Origin of the sequence: Weizmannia sp. FSL W8-1119 (assembly GCF_038008605.1) — a bacterium.
Classification (GTDB): Bacteria; Bacillota; Bacilli; order Bacillales; family Bacillaceae_C; genus Weizmannia; species Weizmannia coagulans.
Map to the genome: position 1 here is coordinate 3089463 of NZ_JBBOZL010000001.1, position 15950 is coordinate 3105412.

General features: G+C 44.9%; 14 protein-coding genes and 1 riboswitch. Of the genes, 4 read left to right on the forward strand and 10 right to left on the reverse strand.

The features are described 5' to 3' along the window. The first annotated feature begins 9 nt into the window (after nucleotides 1-9). The 4 genes from NSQ19_RS15085 (at nucleotide 10) to NSQ19_RS15100 (ending at nucleotide 4112) form a co-directional block, all read left to right on the forward strand. A complete protein-coding gene (locus NSQ19_RS15085) occupies nucleotides 10-216 on the forward strand; it encodes a hypothetical protein (protein ID WP_035191069.1) in 207 nt (68 codons plus the stop codon). 971 nt (nucleotides 217-1187) lie between these two features. Then, the gene (locus NSQ19_RS15090; protein ID WP_340703120.1) at nucleotides 1188-2171 is read left to right on the forward strand and encodes a transposase; all 984 of its coding nucleotides are present in this window, start codon (nucleotides 1188-1190) and stop codon (nucleotides 2169-2171) included. A gap of 54 nt (nucleotides 2172-2225) precedes the next feature. After that, nucleotides 2226-3388, forward strand: a protein-coding gene (locus tag NSQ19_RS15095) for an IS3 family transposase (RefSeq protein ID WP_406601754.1) whose coding sequence is annotated in 2 segments (ribosomal slippage) — nucleotides 2226-2469 and nucleotides 2469-3388 — 1164 coding nt in all. Because the reading frame shifts where the segments join, the coding sequence is not laid out codon by codon here. 532 nt (nucleotides 3389-3920) lie between these two features. Next, nucleotides 3921-4112 (forward strand): hypothetical protein, encoded by a 192-nt coding sequence (locus NSQ19_RS15100; RefSeq protein ID WP_201627968.1) that lies wholly within the window; start codon nucleotides 3921-3923, stop codon nucleotides 4110-4112. Nucleotides 4113-4644: 532 nt separating this feature from the next. Here NSQ19_RS15100 and NSQ19_RS15105 read toward each other — a convergent pair. The 10 genes from NSQ19_RS15105 to NSQ19_RS15150 form a co-directional block, all read right to left on the reverse strand. Beyond that, on the reverse strand, nucleotides 4645-5091 hold the full coding sequence (locus NSQ19_RS15105; protein ID WP_328013987.1) for a threonine/serine exporter family protein: 447 nt from the start codon (nucleotides 5089-5091) through the stop codon (nucleotides 4645-4647). A 58-nt stretch (nucleotides 5092-5149) separates the two neighbouring features. Next, complete coding sequence (locus tag NSQ19_RS15110; RefSeq protein WP_340703121.1) at nucleotides 5150-5899, reverse strand: threonine/serine exporter family protein; 750 nt, start codon at nucleotides 5897-5899, stop codon at nucleotides 5150-5152. 133 nt (nucleotides 5900-6032) lie between these two features. Further along, entirely contained in the window at nucleotides 6033-7106 is a 1074-nt protein-coding gene (locus NSQ19_RS15115) for a branched-chain amino acid aminotransferase (RefSeq protein ID WP_340703122.1), read from the reverse strand. Between the two features lie 308 nt (nucleotides 7107-7414). Next, nucleotides 7415-9217, reverse strand: coding sequence for a carbon starvation CstA family protein (locus NSQ19_RS15120; RefSeq protein WP_340703123.1), 1803 nt, complete (start codon nucleotides 9215-9217; stop codon nucleotides 7415-7417). 1012 nt (nucleotides 9218-10229) lie between these two features. Further along, nucleotides 10230-11072, reverse strand: a complete 843-nt coding sequence (locus NSQ19_RS15125) for a MetQ/NlpA family ABC transporter substrate-binding protein (RefSeq protein WP_013860819.1) — start codon at nucleotides 11070-11072, stop codon at nucleotides 10230-10232. A 59-nt stretch (nucleotides 11073-11131) separates the two neighbouring features. Further along, nucleotides 11132-11794 carry a methionine ABC transporter permease gene (locus NSQ19_RS15130; protein ID WP_017552056.1) on the reverse strand — a complete coding sequence of 221 codons (663 nt, stop codon included), beginning with the start codon at nucleotides 11792-11794 and terminating at the stop codon, nucleotides 11132-11134. Next, a complete protein-coding gene (locus NSQ19_RS15135; protein WP_340703124.1) occupies nucleotides 11784-12824 on the reverse strand; it encodes a methionine ABC transporter ATP-binding protein in 1041 nt (346 codons plus the stop codon). The genes NSQ19_RS15130 and NSQ19_RS15135 overlap by 11 nt, the downstream gene beginning before the upstream one ends. 72 nt (nucleotides 12825-12896) lie before the next feature. Then, a riboswitch (SAM riboswitch) is annotated at nucleotides 12897-13005 on the reverse strand. 81 nt (nucleotides 13006-13086) lie between these two features. Next, a complete protein-coding gene (locus NSQ19_RS15140) occupies nucleotides 13087-13866 on the reverse strand; it encodes an ABC transporter ATP-binding protein (RefSeq protein ID WP_340703125.1) in 780 nt (259 codons plus the stop codon). 61 nt (nucleotides 13867-13927) lie between these two features. Beyond that, entirely contained in the window at nucleotides 13928-14497 is a 570-nt protein-coding gene (locus tag NSQ19_RS15145; protein WP_340703126.1) for a hypothetical protein, read from the reverse strand. A gap of 11 nt (nucleotides 14498-14508) precedes the next feature. Next, entirely contained in the window at nucleotides 14509-15687 is a 1179-nt protein-coding gene (locus NSQ19_RS15150) for a ParM/StbA family protein (protein ID WP_017553483.1), read from the reverse strand. Nucleotides 15688-15950: the final 263 nt, after the last annotated feature.

Here is a 15950-nt window from a genome sequence, read left to right on the forward strand (position 1 = left end):
GTGTAATAAATGAGTATTGAAGAAGAGCTGGAAAAATATAATCAACTAAAAATTGATTTATTAAAAATGTCGAAGTGCATAGAGGATTGCGATATATCTCAAAAAGAACTTTACCAAAACATTTGTTTGGAGTACTCTAAGGAGTTAAAAAATGCAAAGAATGCACTAGCATCAAAATATGGTATTAAAGCTTGTCAATGTTGTAATTTACCTTAGAACTCTCTTTTACGAGATTTTATAATATGTTCCTTACATCCAAAAATAGACGTAAGTTGACTGTATTGCCTGTCTGGAATTTGACGAGTTTCATTTCCTCGTATTTATCTCTAGAGAAAGGAAAAGGACAATTCCCGTATAGCTTATACGGGAATTGTCCCACCAAAAACAAATTGTATCATATTAAGCTAATTGAAAATACTAAATTTAGAGTTATATGTGTCAAGTTTTTCTCGATAAGGTTTAAAAATCGAGTATTTCAGGACACTCTTTTTGTACACTTTCGGCTGCCGTGCTTCGGTTGCTCTCCTAGCTCAGTAGTATTTTCCGAAGTGCGTAAATTGCCGTAATATTTCTGTACAAAGATGAATAAGAGGAGTTGAGACATCCTGATGGATTGTTTCAAGTTCAGTTACTTTCTCGCGCTTCTTGAACAGTGTTTCAGATAGCGTTCTCTCAATGTCCCATTGAATAAATGGATTTAGCTATTTACTTGGAAGACATTGCTGCCAACCAAAATAACAGGAAGTTAGGAAACTATTTCTATAACTCTCTTGGCGTCTAATTTAACTTTCTCTTCCAACCAAGGTATCTATAATTCCGTTTAAACCATAAGGTATTTAACTAAGAGCCCTTGCCAAAATGCTATATCCCCTGAAACTGTAAGCAGTCAGACAATTAAAGGTCGTTGATTTATTCCACTAAAGAAAAAAGACGTTTGTAGGAACATTATGACAAATGTAAAAAGAAATTGTGAGTTTTTGATTTTAATGGGGTAAATTTATTTATTATAAGTGTCTAAATTTTTCCACTTTGGTCGGTTTTGGGCGGGTTTCAATAGATTAAGCTACTCATTCCTGTGGTAAATATTGTAAAACGGAAAAGGATGATTTTTTTTGAAAAAAAAAGAGCCATGAAAGCCACTCCTTTGTTAAGATATAAGTACGACCAAATATCCAGGGAGTGATTTCATGACTATTTCTATTCTAACACAAACCAGAGACTTTTCAATACAACAAAATTTGATTCCCCACAATTGGCAAGACTATGCCGATATACCATTTGTCATTCCATCCATGTGTTTCCCATGGGAGATTTTTAAGCCGATTGAACGAGAATACTACACCCTTTTATATTTGCACCTAAAAAATGAAAGAGCACATGATCCTTCTAATGAAATACAACCGGCACTATTTTCAATAACGGAGGAAGAAGACAAGTCTGCGTCTTCATTATTTCATCTCCCTTCCACTGGGAGAAAACCGCATCCTTTCATGCCCTTTTTTCGTGCTTTTGAACTGGCCTCTTTACAGTATATTGAAGTGATGGTGGAGAGTGTCTATTTGCAAGTGAAATCAAACCCGCTATTTGCCACCATGTGTGGATTTACGGAGAAAATTCCGAGCTACCGTTCCTTTGCTCGTTTTGATCAAATCATGACAACAAATGGTCTTTGGGAAAAAGCCCGGCTATTGGTTGTTGAATATAATAAAGGGGAAGGCGTGGTTGAAACGAATGAGGAAGCAGCCGCCGTGGATACATCGCATATAGAGGCAGAAGCAACCTTGAATAAAACAAGGAAGACGTGTTCTTGTGAGGGTAATTGCGATTGCCCCAGAGTCCTTACGGACGACAATGTAGGGGTAATGCGTAAAAGTAATGCAGTCTCCTATATTGCGCATAAATTATCAATGGTATGCGGGGTGAGATCCGGTTTGCCTTTGACGCGGGAAGTATTTAAAGGAAATACACCCGATGGGAAAACATTAGAACCGACATTGGAAACGTTTAAGGCAGAGCACCCCGAGATGGCTGAGCAGTTGAGCTTTATCCTGGCAGATGGAATCTACCAAACGCCGGAAAATCAAAAAGTGACAAAGGATGTATTACAGGCGAAATTGGTGGCACCGATCAACCCACGGAACCGTAAAGATAAACCAATGATGCTAGTATAGTTTCATGGACACCCTTTAGTGAAATATAATATTAACGAAGGGATGTGTCCTGATATGGGTAACACAAGCGAAAAACGTAAAAGTTATCATGCTGAATTTAAAGAAATGGTGGTTGAGCTTTATCAAACTGGAACACCAGTAAAACAGATCTGCAGCGAATATGGCCTGTCTGAAACGACAATCTACAAATGGATCAGAAAACAAAAACCGGTTAAGCTGGATGACGGGAGCTCTTTTACCCCGGAAGAATTTCTGAACCTGCAAAAAGAATTGCACCGGCTGAAAGAGGAAAACGAAATCTTAAAAAAAGCTATGGCCATATTCGCAAAGAAGTAGATCAAACCACTGTTATATCCATGATTGACGAGATAAGAGCCAAACACCATTATGACCTTAAAACCATGTGTACGGTCCTTGGCGTGCCGAGAAGTACCTACTATCAATCCAAACAAAAAAAAGAGTCAAAAACAAAACGGGAAAACCGGGAGTTGACAGACAGAATACGAAAAATCCATACGGAAAGCAAGCAGAGGTACGGAGCGCCGAAGATCCGCCATATGCTTGAAAAAGAAGGGCTCAAAGTCAGCCTGAAACGGGTTCAGCGTTTGATGAAGGCTGCAGGCATTTATTCCATTATCAGAAAAAAGTACCGTCCCCATTCCAATAAGGGCAAGATGGAAGAACACGATAACCTGCTGAACCAGGACTTCTCAACGACAACCATCAACGAGAAATGGGTTACGGATATTACGTACATTCATACTTTGAGAGACGGTTGGTGCTACCTGGCTTCCGTAATGGATTTACATTCCAGAAAGATTGTCGGTTACGCTTTTGACCGCCACATGACGACTGAACTGGCTTTAAAGGCAGTAGAAAACGCTTATCAGGCACAACGTCCAGGTCCGGGATTGATCTTGCATTCTGATTTGGGATCCCAGTATACAAGCGAGAAATTTGCAGAATACATGGAAAAGAAGCAGTTCAAACACTCCTTCAGTAAAAAAGGTTGCCCATACGATAACGCCTGCATTGAGTCTTTCCATGCAATTCTGAAAAAGGAAGAGATCTACAGAGTCAACTATTTGAACTTTCAAGCTGCCAAAAGAGCCTTATTCGAATTTATAGAAGGCTGGTACAATCGGAAACGGATTCATAGCTGCTTGGGCTATATGACGCCACAAGAGACAGAAGACAGTATCAAAGGGGCAGCGTAGTGCTCTTCACAATTTTACAAGCATCCGCTTTACATGGAGTGGCGGGTGTGGCAGGCTTGTTTGCCATGCGAAAGAAATCATTGCCCCTTTCGCCCTTCGCATAACACCACGCCCGCAGAGGCTCCATGTCAAGCGACCAGCGATGTCATGAAAAATATGGCATGAGATCAAAATTAAATTTCACTTATTGGTGTCCAAAATATTGACTTAAATCCACAATGCCTGATGATGTAAATGTTTTTGTTCAAGTTTATACTCATTCCTTTCGCTTTACCCAAGGTACAAAACGCAATGAAATAAATGTTGCCTTGAGCGTCATTTTTATTATTCTAAAGTCAGAGGGGTAACAGTTAACTAAAAATCACGTCGAGGTGATGAAGTGACCGTGTTTATATGTGTAGATTGCCTTTCCAAGCACAAATAAGTGTGGCAGCGGACACGCAGACTTATCTTTGTATAAACATTACTCATTTATCGCTGGGCAATCAGTCAATGCTGTCTATCCCTATAATTCCGTGAAAAGAGTTTCCCTATGGCTTTAAAGATTGTTTATCCAATCTGTTGCGGAATTGATGTCCTTGTTGCCTGTATTGCTTCACCATCGGCAAGGGGGTTACTACTTACAAACACCATCGCTTTTCTACCTATACCAAATGCAAATTTTTTAAAAAATCCAGGAAAAAGCTTGCACTCGAAAGTTGATTCAACGAATAGAGAAGGGTGAATCAATTCTCCTATATATTGAGGCAAAGTTTGCTGATAAAGTCAAAACTGGTTTCGTTTAGCAAGCCCTAATTATAGAAGCCGAATACAGCTTTATCAATATACAAAATGTGTCAGTTCCTCTGCTACTATTTAAAATGCACTTTTGTTTTTCGCGTCAAAATCATTACGATCAGGATATGTTTTTTGCAAGAAAAAAGTGCAGAGTATTGCAGTATATAAATTCGTTTATACCGCATAAAAATTCAATCTGAATTCTCGCTATTAAGGGCTTGACATGGAGCCTCTGCAGCCATGATTCTTTTGCCAAGCGGCCAGCTGTAACAGATTTGGCAAACCCAAACAGGTTATCATGGCTACCCCTCCATGTAAAGCCCCTCTGCATAACCATTTGCATAGAAATTTTGCACATCTCTGCACTTTAATTTTGCAATAAACAAGGATAGACTGCTTCTGGCAACACGTAAAGAAATAGGAATGTTTAGTTCGACTTATATAGTACAGCCGGGCTCTCAAGCAAACCCGGCTTAAGGCTACTTCATTCTTTTTGGCCGTCTGTCCGGCAGTTTTTTGATAAACTGGTTCGTCACTTCAGAAGCCACCAGGCCGATCGCAATTGCAACAGAGAGAAGCAGCACTTTTGCGGCAAGCGATACGGCGCCGTTATAATCGTTTTGGACGAAGTGCCGCATGGCGTCATACGCAAGGCCGCCTGGCACAAGCGGGATAATCCCGCCGACCGTAAAAATCAAGATCGGCGTCTTATAAAAACGGGCAAACACCTGGCTGATCACCCCGACGAAAAAAGCAGCAATAAACGTACCATACACGACGTTCTGCTCATACAAGTAAAATAGAAAATAAATGCCCCAGCCGATCATGCCGGTAATCCCGCACTGGATCAACAATTTTCTCGGTGCATTGAAAAGAATGCCAAATCCCGCCGAAGCAAAAAAGCTGGTTAATAGCTGTTGGAACAACTTCCGTCACCCTTTTGAAAAACTGTAATCATGGAGATGTGTAAAAGCGCAGGCATCTTTAAAAAATCGTAAGGATAATCGCGATGCCGGCACCGATGGCAAATGAGGTCAAAAATGCTTCTGCGCCTTTTGTGACGCCGGAAAAAAGATGCCCCGCCATCAGGTCGCGCAATGCGTTGGTAATCGCCAGCCCCGGAACAAGCGGCATAACAGAACCGATAATGATTTTATCCAGTTCCCGGCCGATGCCTGCATGGACAAGGATGTAAGCCGTGATCCCGATCACAAGCGAAGCGACAAATTCAGCAAAGAAACGCACCTTTACGAACCGGTGGATGGAATGCGTGCTGAGAAAGCCAAGGCCGCCTGCAATACACGCAGGCAGAAAATCAATCCAGCCGCCTAAAAAAATGATGACAAAACAGCCACTTGAAATCGCCGCAGCCACAAATTGCAGCGAGAGAGGGTAAGCTTCCTCTTCCGTTTCAATTTTTTTCAACTGTCCATACGCTTCCTCGAGGGTGATGCCCCGGTTGCTGATTTGCCGCGAGATGCTGTTGACCTGGTCGACTTTTCTCAAATCCGTTGAACGTTCAGAGATGCGGATCAACTTTGTCAGTTCCGCCCCGTCCAGTGAAAAAATAATGGCTGTTGGGGTGACAAAGCTGTGCGACCCACTGATCCCGGCAGCTGCAGCAATTCTTGACATCGTATCTTCCACACGGTACGTTTCCGCGCCGCTCATCAGCATGATTTTTCCGGCTAATAGGCAAACCTTCATGACCTGCTGGGCTTCATTCTGATACATGCTCATTTCTCCCTATCGATTCACCTGCAATTATTTAACCACAGTTTGCCGGCCATTAAAATAGCCGGCTCCATTTTTCAGGGCCGGCTTTTTATTGAAAAACTGGCTAAACGCGCCGTCTTCAATGTCAAAATTATTTAATTTCGACGGTCCAATTGAGCGGATCTTCCGTTTTTCCGAGCTGGATGCCGGTTAAAGCATCATAAAGCCGGTTTGCAACCGAATCCGGCGTTTCAGCATTTGGAAGCTTCATCGCAATATCCTTCCAGCCGAGTTCGCCAACAGGGGAAATCACAGCTGCCGTTCCTGTGCCGAACACTTCTTCCAGATGCCCTTTTTTATAAGCGTCATAAATTTCATCAATGGAAATTTTCGTTTCCTTTACAGGGACATTCCAGTACTTCAGCAGCGCGATAACGGAGTCTCTTGTGACACCGCCGAGAATGCTGCCGTTCAGTTTCGGAGTGACGACTTCTCCGTTGATTTTAAAGAAGATGTTCATGCTGCCGACTTCTTCAATATATTTTCTTTCCACACCGTCCAGCCAGAGCACCTGGTCGTAGCCCGACTCCTCTGCTTTTTCCTGTGCTTTCAAACTTGCTGCATAATTGCCGCCTGTTTTTGTAAAGCCGACGCCGCCCGGGACAGCCCGGACATATTCGTCTTCCACATAAATGCGGACAGGTTTCAGCTGGTCGCCGTAATACGAACCAACAGGAGAAAGGATAATCATGAATTTATATTCGTGTGCCGGGTGTACGCCAAGGCTGGGCTCCGTTGCAATAATGAACGGGCGGATGTAAAGCGATGTCCCTTCCCCGTCCGGAATCCAGTCCTTTTCAAGCTTAACAAGCTGCTTAATGGCATCAAGCACAATGGTCTCGTCTATTTGCGGGATGCTTAACCTCGCGCAAGACACATTCATCCGGGCAACATTTTTTTCAGGCCTGAACAACAGAACCCTGCCGTCCTTTGCGCGATAGGCTTTTAATCCTTCGAATACAGACTGGCTGTAATGGAATACCATTGCTGCCGGATCCAATACAAGCGGTGCGTACGGTGTTATTCGTGGTTGGTGCCAGCCTTCTTCGTCATTATAGTCCATGACAAACATATAGTCCGTGAAATGTTTGCCAAAACCCAATGATTCAACAGCCGGTTTTTCCTTTTTCACATCTGCTTTCACTAATTCGATAACCTGATTCAAACCGATAGCATCCCTTTCTAATACGTGAAATTATTATTTTCGATCTATTATAACAACTTTACGGAGAAAAGACCAGAGGCTTTATGAAATTTTTAAAATTTTTTGAGTGAAGCGCTTTCCGAACCAATAGCAGATACAACTTTAGACTCCCCCTGTAAAACAGGCTGCATACATGATAAAAGCGGCGGGGCCACGGTAAATCGTGTCCCGCCGCTTTTATCTGATATCCCCCCCCAAGAATGCCTGTACATTAAACCAGCTGGTGCATGCAAAGTTTTTCCTTTAAAGCGGATTCGGCAAGTTTTGCATCAAGCCTTCCTTGCCGATGCCTCCAAATCCGGCAGGGCAGGCGTTCTCAGCAGGCTGTACCAGTTCTTGAAAGCGGAGATCATAATGACGAGCCCGAGAATGAGCATAATGATCGACAAAATGCCGTTCAGTACATTGTAGCCCGGCGCGGCATGGTTCAGGTAAACATTTTTCACCATCCAATAGCCGGCATAGTTCACCGTAACATACAAATACGCAAGCGGAATCAGGCAAGTGAACATATACCGTTTTTTATCGGCAATTTTCAAAATGACGGTTGCCCCGACAATCAGCCCGATCGAGGCCATCAGCTGGTTCGATACGCCGAACAGCGCCCAGACTGAACCGATATCGCCGGAGTAAAGCAAATAGCCCCACATGAAGCAGGCCGCGGCGCTTGTGAGAATGGATCCCGGTAGCCAGTCGGTCTTTTTGAGCGGTTTATACAATTCCCCTAAAAAGTCTTGCAGCAGGTAGCGCGCGACCCGTGTCCCCGAATCGATCGCCGTCAGGATAAACACGGCTTCAAACAAAATGACAAATTGATAGAAATAGGGTGCAAGATTGCTAAACCAGTGGATTTTTGTAAAAATATACGTCATGCCGACTGCAAGCGTTACCGCACCCCCGGTTCTGCCAGCCAGGTCCATCCCGATTTCACTGCTTAAATGCGGAAGATTGACAACATGCATGCCGAGTGTCTTAAAGACTTCCGGCGTGGAGTTGATGGCAAAGTAATCGGCGGGCTGCAGGGCGGTCGCAGCGACAAGCGCCATCACGCCGACAAGCGATTCGACAAGCATGGCGCCAAATGCAACCGGCTTGATATCCGTCCATTTATCGAGCATTTTCGGCGTTGTGCCGGAGCCGATAAAGGCATGGAAACCGGAAATCGCACCGCAGGCAATCGTGATCGAAATAAACGGCCAGACCGGTCCTGTCATCGTCGGGCCGCCGCCGTGGATAAATTGCGACAGCGCCGGCATATGAATCGGCGGATTAATGATAAATATACCAATAATGAGGGCAATAAATACGCCGATTTTCATAAAGCTGCTCAAATAATCACGCGGCGCCAACAGCAGCCATACCGGCAGGGCCGCAGCAAAAAATGCATAAGCCGGAAGAATAATGGCCAATCTTTTCGGATCAAACGTAAGCCATTCGCCAATTACCGTATGGCGGATCCACGGCCCGGCAAAAACGCCCGCTACGATCAGGAGGAAACCGATCGTTGTGGTCAGCTTCAAATTGCCGGTTTTTTTGTAAAACAAGCCAACGCCCATTGCAACCGGGATCGTGATCCCCACGGAAAAGGTGCCCCATGGGTTACTTTGCAGGGCATTTACGACAACCATGGAAAGGCCGGCCATCGTAATCACAATAATAAACAGCATGGCAAGGCCTGTACAGAACCCGGCAACCGGCCCCATTTCCTCTTTCGCCACTTCAGAAAGCGATTTCCCTTTCCGGCGCATGGAGGCAAAGAGCACGACAGCATCGTGTACGGCCCCGCCGATAACAGCGCCGATCAAGAGCCATAAGAGGCCCGGCAAGTAGCCGAACTGCGCTGCCAAAATGGGTCCGACAAGCGGGCCTGCAGCCGCAATCGCCGCAAAATGGTGGCCGAACGTCACCCATTTATTGGTCGGCACATAATCTTTCCCGTCGTTAAACTCATGTGCCGGCGTCGGCGTATCATTGTTCAGCTTTAACACCTTTACGGCCATAAACGTACCATATAAACGATAAGCAATCATTAAGATACAGATGGAGCCGATTACAATTGTAATCGCATTCATTTGGTGAAAGCCTCCTTTTTTGTCATTCTCAACGCTTATATTTTATAAGTTATGCACGCTGTAAAAGCGGTTTTCCGGCAAAATGCAAATATCCAAGGATAAGAGGGCGAATTTAGAATAGGACTTGCTGAACGAATCCGACTCTGAGTTTGTACCCAATTTGTCAACAAGATTTGCCTAAAAATATAGAAGAATCCATCTTTGAAAATACGATTCTGTCTGCTCTATACTTTGAACCAGTTTTCAAGTGCAAGATTAAATTTTTGCCAAGTCTAGGAATTTTGCTTATTCTCAGCAAGCCCTATGTGAAGGAAGCGAGGAAAATGAACGGTCTTTCTTCATATAGGGTGCGTCTACGTTAAGGAAGCGCGAAAAAACGAGGGTCTTCCTTCACATAGAACCCGTCTATGTTAAGGAAGCACGAAAAAACGAAGGCCTTCCTTCACATAGGGCGCGTCTAAGTTAAGAAAGCGCGGAAAAATAACGTTGTTCCTTTACATAGAGGCTGTCTACGTTAAGGAAGCACGAAAAAACGAAGGCCTTCCTTCATATAGGGTGCGTTTGAAGTGCAAGCTTTTCCCTAGATTTTTTATAAAACCCTTGCATTCAATTTAAGCAAAAGTCGTGAGCATCCTTGCCAAATCTAGAAATTTTGCTTATTCAGCAAGCCCTAGAATAATATTCCACTTGGCTCGCCTCCCTTATAGGTAAATATATTCTGATAAGATTTGAAAGTCAATAACTTTTGCAACTTCTATAACTTATTTTCAGCAGTTAGCAATCCCCCCTTTGTTTTTCCACCCGTCCGTATTGAAAACCCTTTCTTCCATTATAGATGACTTCCCCGGTTTTAGGAAAGTAAAAAAAGCAACGGTCCAAAACCCAAAATCAATTAAAAAACGGCGGGATACCGGTCTAACCGTATCCTGCCGTTCTTTCTGCCATGGGGCGGATAAACCGCCTGTCTGAAAGCCCGCTGTTTTTCAGGGGGCTGCTGTGAAACTTTTTGCCGTCATTGTGTTTGCTTATAGTCTTTTAAATACGATACCGGTTTATTGACCGGGACGGCTGCGCCTTTATAATGCTTTTTGATAAAGTCGGAGACTTCTTTTGAATGATAAATGTTTACAATTTCTTTCAGCGTTTTGTCATTCTTGTCTTTTGTCCGGGCTGCGATAATATTGATATACGCTTTGTTGCCCGCATCTTCACGGAAGATGGAGTCATTCGTCGGGTTTAAGCCAGCATTAATGGCCATATCGCAATTGATCACAGCGAGTGCCGAATCATCTAGGCCGCGCGGTGTTTGGGCGGCATCCACGGCAGTAATTTTCAAATGTTTCGGGTTTGAAGCGACATTTTCAAGCCCGCCTTTGCCTGTGAAACCTTTTTTCGTCGTAATCAAGCCGGCTTTTTGCAGCAAAAGCAAAGCCCTTCCGAGGTTCGTCGGGTCTTTCGGAATCACAACCTGGTCGCCGTCTTTTACTTCGCTGATCTTTTTATACCTTTTCGAGTAGATCCCCATCGGCCAGATATTCGTTGTGCCGATCGCCGATAGCTTCAGATTGCGTTGTTTTATAAAGTCATCGAAATAAACAACCGTCTGGAATGCGTTAATATCAATTTCCCCGTCGCTTAATGCGAGGTTCGGCTGAACATAGTCGTCAAAGCGGACAATCTTGATATTGATATTTTTCTTTTTCGCAAGTTTCTGGATTAAATTCCATGTCGGCACTTCAGAAGTGGTTGTCCCGACTTTGATTGTCTTTGTGCTTGTGCTGCCCGAATTGTTTTTGGCCCCGCATCCTGCCAAAACCAGGATCAGCCCCAATAATAGAATCGCAAATTTTTTCATCGCTCTAAGTCCCCCTGCATTTCATTTTTTATAAAAAGGTGTAACCCATTTTTCCAATATTATTTTCTCCGGATTTTCTTGGAAAGAAAGTTGCCCAATGTCTGGACAAGCTGGGTGAAAATAACCAGCGTGATAACGGTAACGATCATGACGCCTGTCTGAAACTGGTTGTAGCCGTACGTGATCGCCAAATCCCCGATCCCGCCGGCACCGACCGCGCCCGCCATCGCGGAAGCCCCGATCAGCCCGATGGTGGCAATCGTTAAATTGAGCACCATGGACGCCTTTGCCTCCGGAAGCAAAAACCGCCAAATAATCTGCCAGTTCGTCGCCCCCATTGACTGCGCAAGTTCGATTGTCCCTTTGTCGACTTCAAGCAGTGAACTTTCAATGAGCCGCCCGATGTAAAAAGCAGTGTACAAAACGAGCGGCACAATCGCTGCCGTTGTTCCGATCGCTGTCCCGACAACCCAGCGCGTAAACGGAATGATCGCGACAACGAGAATAATAAACGGGATCGACCGGAAAATATTGATAATCACATTTAAAATATTAAAAATCCATTTGTTTTCCCAAATGCCGTTTTCCCGGGTAATAACGAGGATCACGCCGACCGGAACGCCGATGATGATGGAAATGATTAATGATACAGCCACCATATACAGCGTCTGGCCCATTGCCGTGAAAAATTGCGGCCAAAACCATGACCAATCAAATGCCATTTTTCTCCACCTCCCGAATGATGGCTTCGTGATCGTTGATGTACTGAATGGCCCGCTTCATTTCTTCCGGGTCGCCTTTCAATTCGACAAGCAGGTTGCCGAAAGGAATGCCCTGAAGTTCGGTGATCATGCCATGAAGCACATTCAGGTCGATTGAAAAATGTTTTGCCGTATTGGATAACAGCGGCATATTGGTGGAAGCTCCTTTAAACAGGATCCGGTAAATGCCGTGCGGATTGTCTTTGCTGCTTTCATCGATCAGTTTTTGCACCGACGGCGGAATCGAATCATTCAGCACGGTTTTCACAAAGCTTCTCGCAATTTGCGTTTTCGGTTCTGTGAACAGGTCGATTACCGGGCCCTGCTCCACAATTTTTCCGCCGTCCAGCACTGCCACTTTATCACAAATGTCACGAATGACGTTCATTTCATGGGTGATCATAAGAATCGTGATGCCCAGCTCGTCCCGGACTTTCCGCAAAAGGGCAAGCACGGCTTCGGTCGTATTCGGGTCAAGGGCCGATGTTGCCTCGTCACAAAGCAGGATGTCCGGGTCTGTCGCAAGGGCTCTTGCAATGCCAACCCTTTGTTTCTGGCCGCCTGACAACTGGTCAGGGTAGTGGTGCATTCTCTCTTCTAACCCGACAAAAGACAATAATTCTGCCACTTTTGCCTTTATTTCTTCCTTCGGGCGGTGTTCCAGCACAAGCGGCATGGCTACGTTTTGAAAAATCGTCTTTGACTGAAGCAGATTGAACTGCTGGAAAATCATGCCGATTTTTTTCCGCTCTTGGCGCAGCTTTGCAGGCGGCAGGCGCACAAGGTCGATCCCGTTAACGAGCACTTTCCCAGAAGTCGGCCGCTCGAGCAGATTTACGCATCGGATCAGCGTGCTTTTCCCGGCGCCGCTGTAGCCGACCACCCCGAAAATTTCCCCTTTTTCAACACGCAGATTGATGCCTTTTAACGCTTCAACCTTTTTGTCCTTCCCTTTGCCGTATACTTTATGAATATCTTCTAATACCAGCATGTTGAAATCTCCTTCTGTTCCTTTTAGCAAAAAAAAACCCGCTTTCATTCGAAAGAGGTTTGCCGGTCAAGTGACTTATCTCTCAGAATGAACCATTCTGCAGGAATTAGCACCTTTCAAAAAAAGATTTGAAGGTTGCTGGACGTCATCGGGCCTGTCCCTCAGTCTCTCTGGATAAGTTATTCATTTGTTATATTTAAATATTAGTGGACGGCTCGGGATTTGTCAATTCATTATTTTATATTTTTTTGTTTTTCAATCGTCAGACAACTTGAAACAAAGCCCGGTTTCCGCGCCACTCCACCTGAATTTCATGCTCAAAAAAGCGGGAAAGCACTTGTTTTTCAATCATCTCGGAAGTCCGGCCCTGCCGGAAAACTTCCCCGTTTCTGATCAGCAATGTTTTTTGGAAAACGGGAGAAATTTCTTCCGGATGGTGCGTGACATATACAAGCGTCGATCCGTGCTTATCTTTTGCCAGCTCTTCTACACTTTCCAGCAAAATTTCCCGGGCAAACAAATCCAGTCCATTGCAAGGCTCGTCCAAAATTAAGATGCGCGGTTCCGCCATTAACGCACGCGCAATTAAAAGTTTCTGCCGCTCTCCTTGCGAACAATGTTCATAAGCACGGCTAAAAAGGGCGGCACAATGCAATTGTTCCATCAAGCGCAGGGCTTTTTCTTCGTCTTGTGCATCCACCGCTTCATACAGCCCGATGGATGCATATTTGCCGCTGATGACCACATCGCGTGCAAGTTGGGTGCGCGGTATCCTTTCCTGGATGGAGGAGCTGACCCAGCCGATTGATTTCCGCAGTTCCGGCAGGCTTGTTTTTCCGAACGCTTTGCCGAGCACCTTGATGCTGCCCTTTGTCGGCCAAATATACCCGTTGATCATATTGAGCAAAGTGGTTTTGCCGGAACCGTTTAAGCCGAGGACAGCCCAATGCTCCCCTTTTTTGACCGTCCAGTGAATGTCCGAGAGCAGTTTTTTGCCGTCGCGCACAAGGCTCACATCGGCAACTTCGATTACATTTTCCATCTGTGCCATCCCCTTACATTTCGTACAAGTTTTAGACACACAGGGGTTCACCCTGCGCACTTTATTTATTCATGCTGGCGAGAAAATCCCCGAGCAGGTCTTCCGCATCTTCTTTTTCCGGCGCTTCCGCATCAGGCGGTGCCGGTTCGGTGGCGGCAGTTCTCCAGTCAAATGCATCAAGATCATCCGATCCAGGCGGCTCACCACCGGATCGAACCGGTTCCGCGTCCGCTTCTTTACTAGTTTGTGGCAATTCGTCTTCCTGTAAAAAAAGCGTCTCATCCATAGAAACAGGTTGTTTCGAGAGGGCAGCAAAAAGCGAAGTCGCCCGGAGCGGATCCTGAATCAGCTCGTAAACAATGCTGCCGAGCATTGCTTCCGAATGTTCATGCTTCAGCCAGTCATGCTGCACTTTTGTCAGTTTGCGCGGCAGCGGAATTGTAATCGTTTCTTTGTCTTTTACAAGCGACTGGTTCACGCCCTGTATCACATACCCGGCTATTTTGGCGGAGAAGTTCCGTTTCTCTTTTTCTTTTAACTTTGACAACTCTTTTAAAATATGATCGGGCGTATCCTGGGGGATCCGGAACGCAATCGTCTGGCCCCGCTTCATCCCGCTTTGATTTTCCATATTTTTTCACCTTATTTGGATTCGACCGGTTTCTTTCCTTTGTCTTCCGGTTTATTGTTTTTCCTCACATAATCCGAAATTAATTTGTAGTAAGCATTGGCCATCATCCAGATGCTCTCTTTTTCATCTTCAAAGAAATCGATATTGTAGCCATCAAGGCTGTTGTTCAACGTTTTTAAGTAATCTTTCAGGACAACAGAACCGCCGCCGACAAAATAGCAAATCTCTGTTTGCGAGTTTTTCTGCCAAACGTTCCGGAGCAGGCGGTATTGTTTCTTCGCAAGGTCAAACAGGATGCGGTCTGTAATGTCGTGCACGCTTGTCCGGCTGCCTTTCACCATAATATGGTTGCGGTCATGCTTTTTCGTGATAATATCGACCACATCGCGGCGGCTGTCCAGTTCGACCCCGTATTTGACGCGGATTTCTTCACGGATCTGTTCAAGCGCTTCTGATACGCCGAGATTAAAGCCCTGCGCCCGGTCATCATCGACTGTCCTGTTTTTGATCACGGCGATATCCGTTGAGAGGCCGCCGATATCCTGGATCAAAATGCGTTTGTCAATCAAATCGCGGTTAATGATGTTTAAATCGTTATCCATGACGAGATTGATAAAAGCGGCAAAGCCTTCCGGATACACTTTGATTTCGTCAAACTTCAGGTTGACTTTCAATCCCTGGTATTTCGGCGTGACAAGAAATTCCACCTGGTGGACGGATCCAAGCAACTGCGACCGGTAGCCCGCATCTTTCCCCTCTTTTACTTCGCGGAGCGGCAGGCCTGTCCCAAGTGTGTAATTGGCATCAATCACATTCTGGTTGCGGGTAAAAACTTTGGCGTTTTCTTCCCTTACTGCGTCAAGCGCAAGGCTTGTAAAAAGCAGGACGAGGGTCTGGTCCTCTTCCGATTTGCTACTCCCAGGGTCCAGTTCGGTTGCATTATCACTTTTGGTTGCGAGCTCCCCGACACGGTAAATCACGTTATTTTCCTTTAAAGCAGGGGAGTGGACTTTTACATGGATGCCTTCAAGCGGATCTTTGCTGTCCAGTTCCTCAATGCCGATTACCGGCCGGTCTTCTATATCCCGCGCGATGACGTTCGGGATATTGAGCTCATACTCCATTTTTCCAAAAATGCCTTTTAAAGAATCATTGCCTACATCGACTGCGGCAATCCGCGTCTTTCCCATTCATTTTTCCTCCCTGTATCGCTTTCTTTGGCTTACTCTAAGAATATCTGAGTCTATAAAAATAATCAATACTCTGAACTTTTTTAACGAAAATGTAAACTTGTTTGCGGCTTGTAAACTTTTGAAAAATGTTGTCATATAGCCATGTTTACAGCTTTGCAAACAAGTTTGCATTTTTGTATACAAGTGTTTGCGCTTGCGTAAACATGTAAACAGATTTGAAAACATGCAAACAAATGCGCAAACATGACCAATATCCGCCC

What these genes read in the sequence shown, in the direction of transcription:
- NSQ19_RS15085 (WP_035191069.1), top strand. Translation starts at nt 10, where the DNA reads ATGAGTATTGAAGAAGAGCTGGAAAAATATAATCAACTAAAAATTGAT.
- NSQ19_RS15090 (WP_340703120.1), top strand. Translation starts at nt 1,188, where the DNA reads ATGACTATTTCTATTCTAACACAAACCAGAGACTTTTCAATACAACAA.
- NSQ19_RS15100 (WP_201627968.1), top strand. Translation starts at nt 3,921, where the DNA reads ATGGCTTTAAAGATTGTTTATCCAATCTGTTGCGGAATTGATGTCCTT.
- NSQ19_RS15110 (WP_340703121.1), bottom strand. Translation starts at nt 5,899, where the DNA reads ATGTATCAGAATGAAGCCCAGCAGGTCATGAAGGTTTGCCTATTAGCC.
- NSQ19_RS15120 (WP_340703123.1), bottom strand. Translation starts at nt 9,217, where the DNA reads ATGAATGCGATTACAATTGTAATCGGCTCCATCTGTATCTTAATGATT.
- NSQ19_RS15125 (WP_013860819.1), bottom strand. Translation starts at nt 11,072, where the DNA reads ATGAAAAAATTTGCGATTCTATTATTGGGGCTGATCCTGGTTTTGGCA.
- NSQ19_RS15130 (WP_017552056.1), bottom strand. Translation starts at nt 11,794, where the DNA reads ATGGCATTTGATTGGTCATGGTTTTGGCCGCAATTTTTCACGGCAATG.
- NSQ19_RS15135 (WP_340703124.1), bottom strand. Translation starts at nt 12,824, where the DNA reads ATGCTGGTATTAGAAGATATTCATAAAGTATACGGCAAAGGGAAGGAC.
- NSQ19_RS15140 (WP_340703125.1), bottom strand. Translation starts at nt 13,866, where the DNA reads ATGGAAAATGTAATCGAAGTTGCCGATGTGAGCCTTGTGCGCGACGGC.
- NSQ19_RS15145 (WP_340703126.1), bottom strand. Translation starts at nt 14,497, where the DNA reads ATGGAAAATCAAAGCGGGATGAAGCGGGGCCAGACGATTGCGTTCCGG.
- NSQ19_RS15150 (WP_017553483.1), bottom strand. Translation starts at nt 15,687, where the DNA reads ATGGGAAAGACGCGGATTGCCGCAGTCGATGTAGGCAATGATTCTTTA.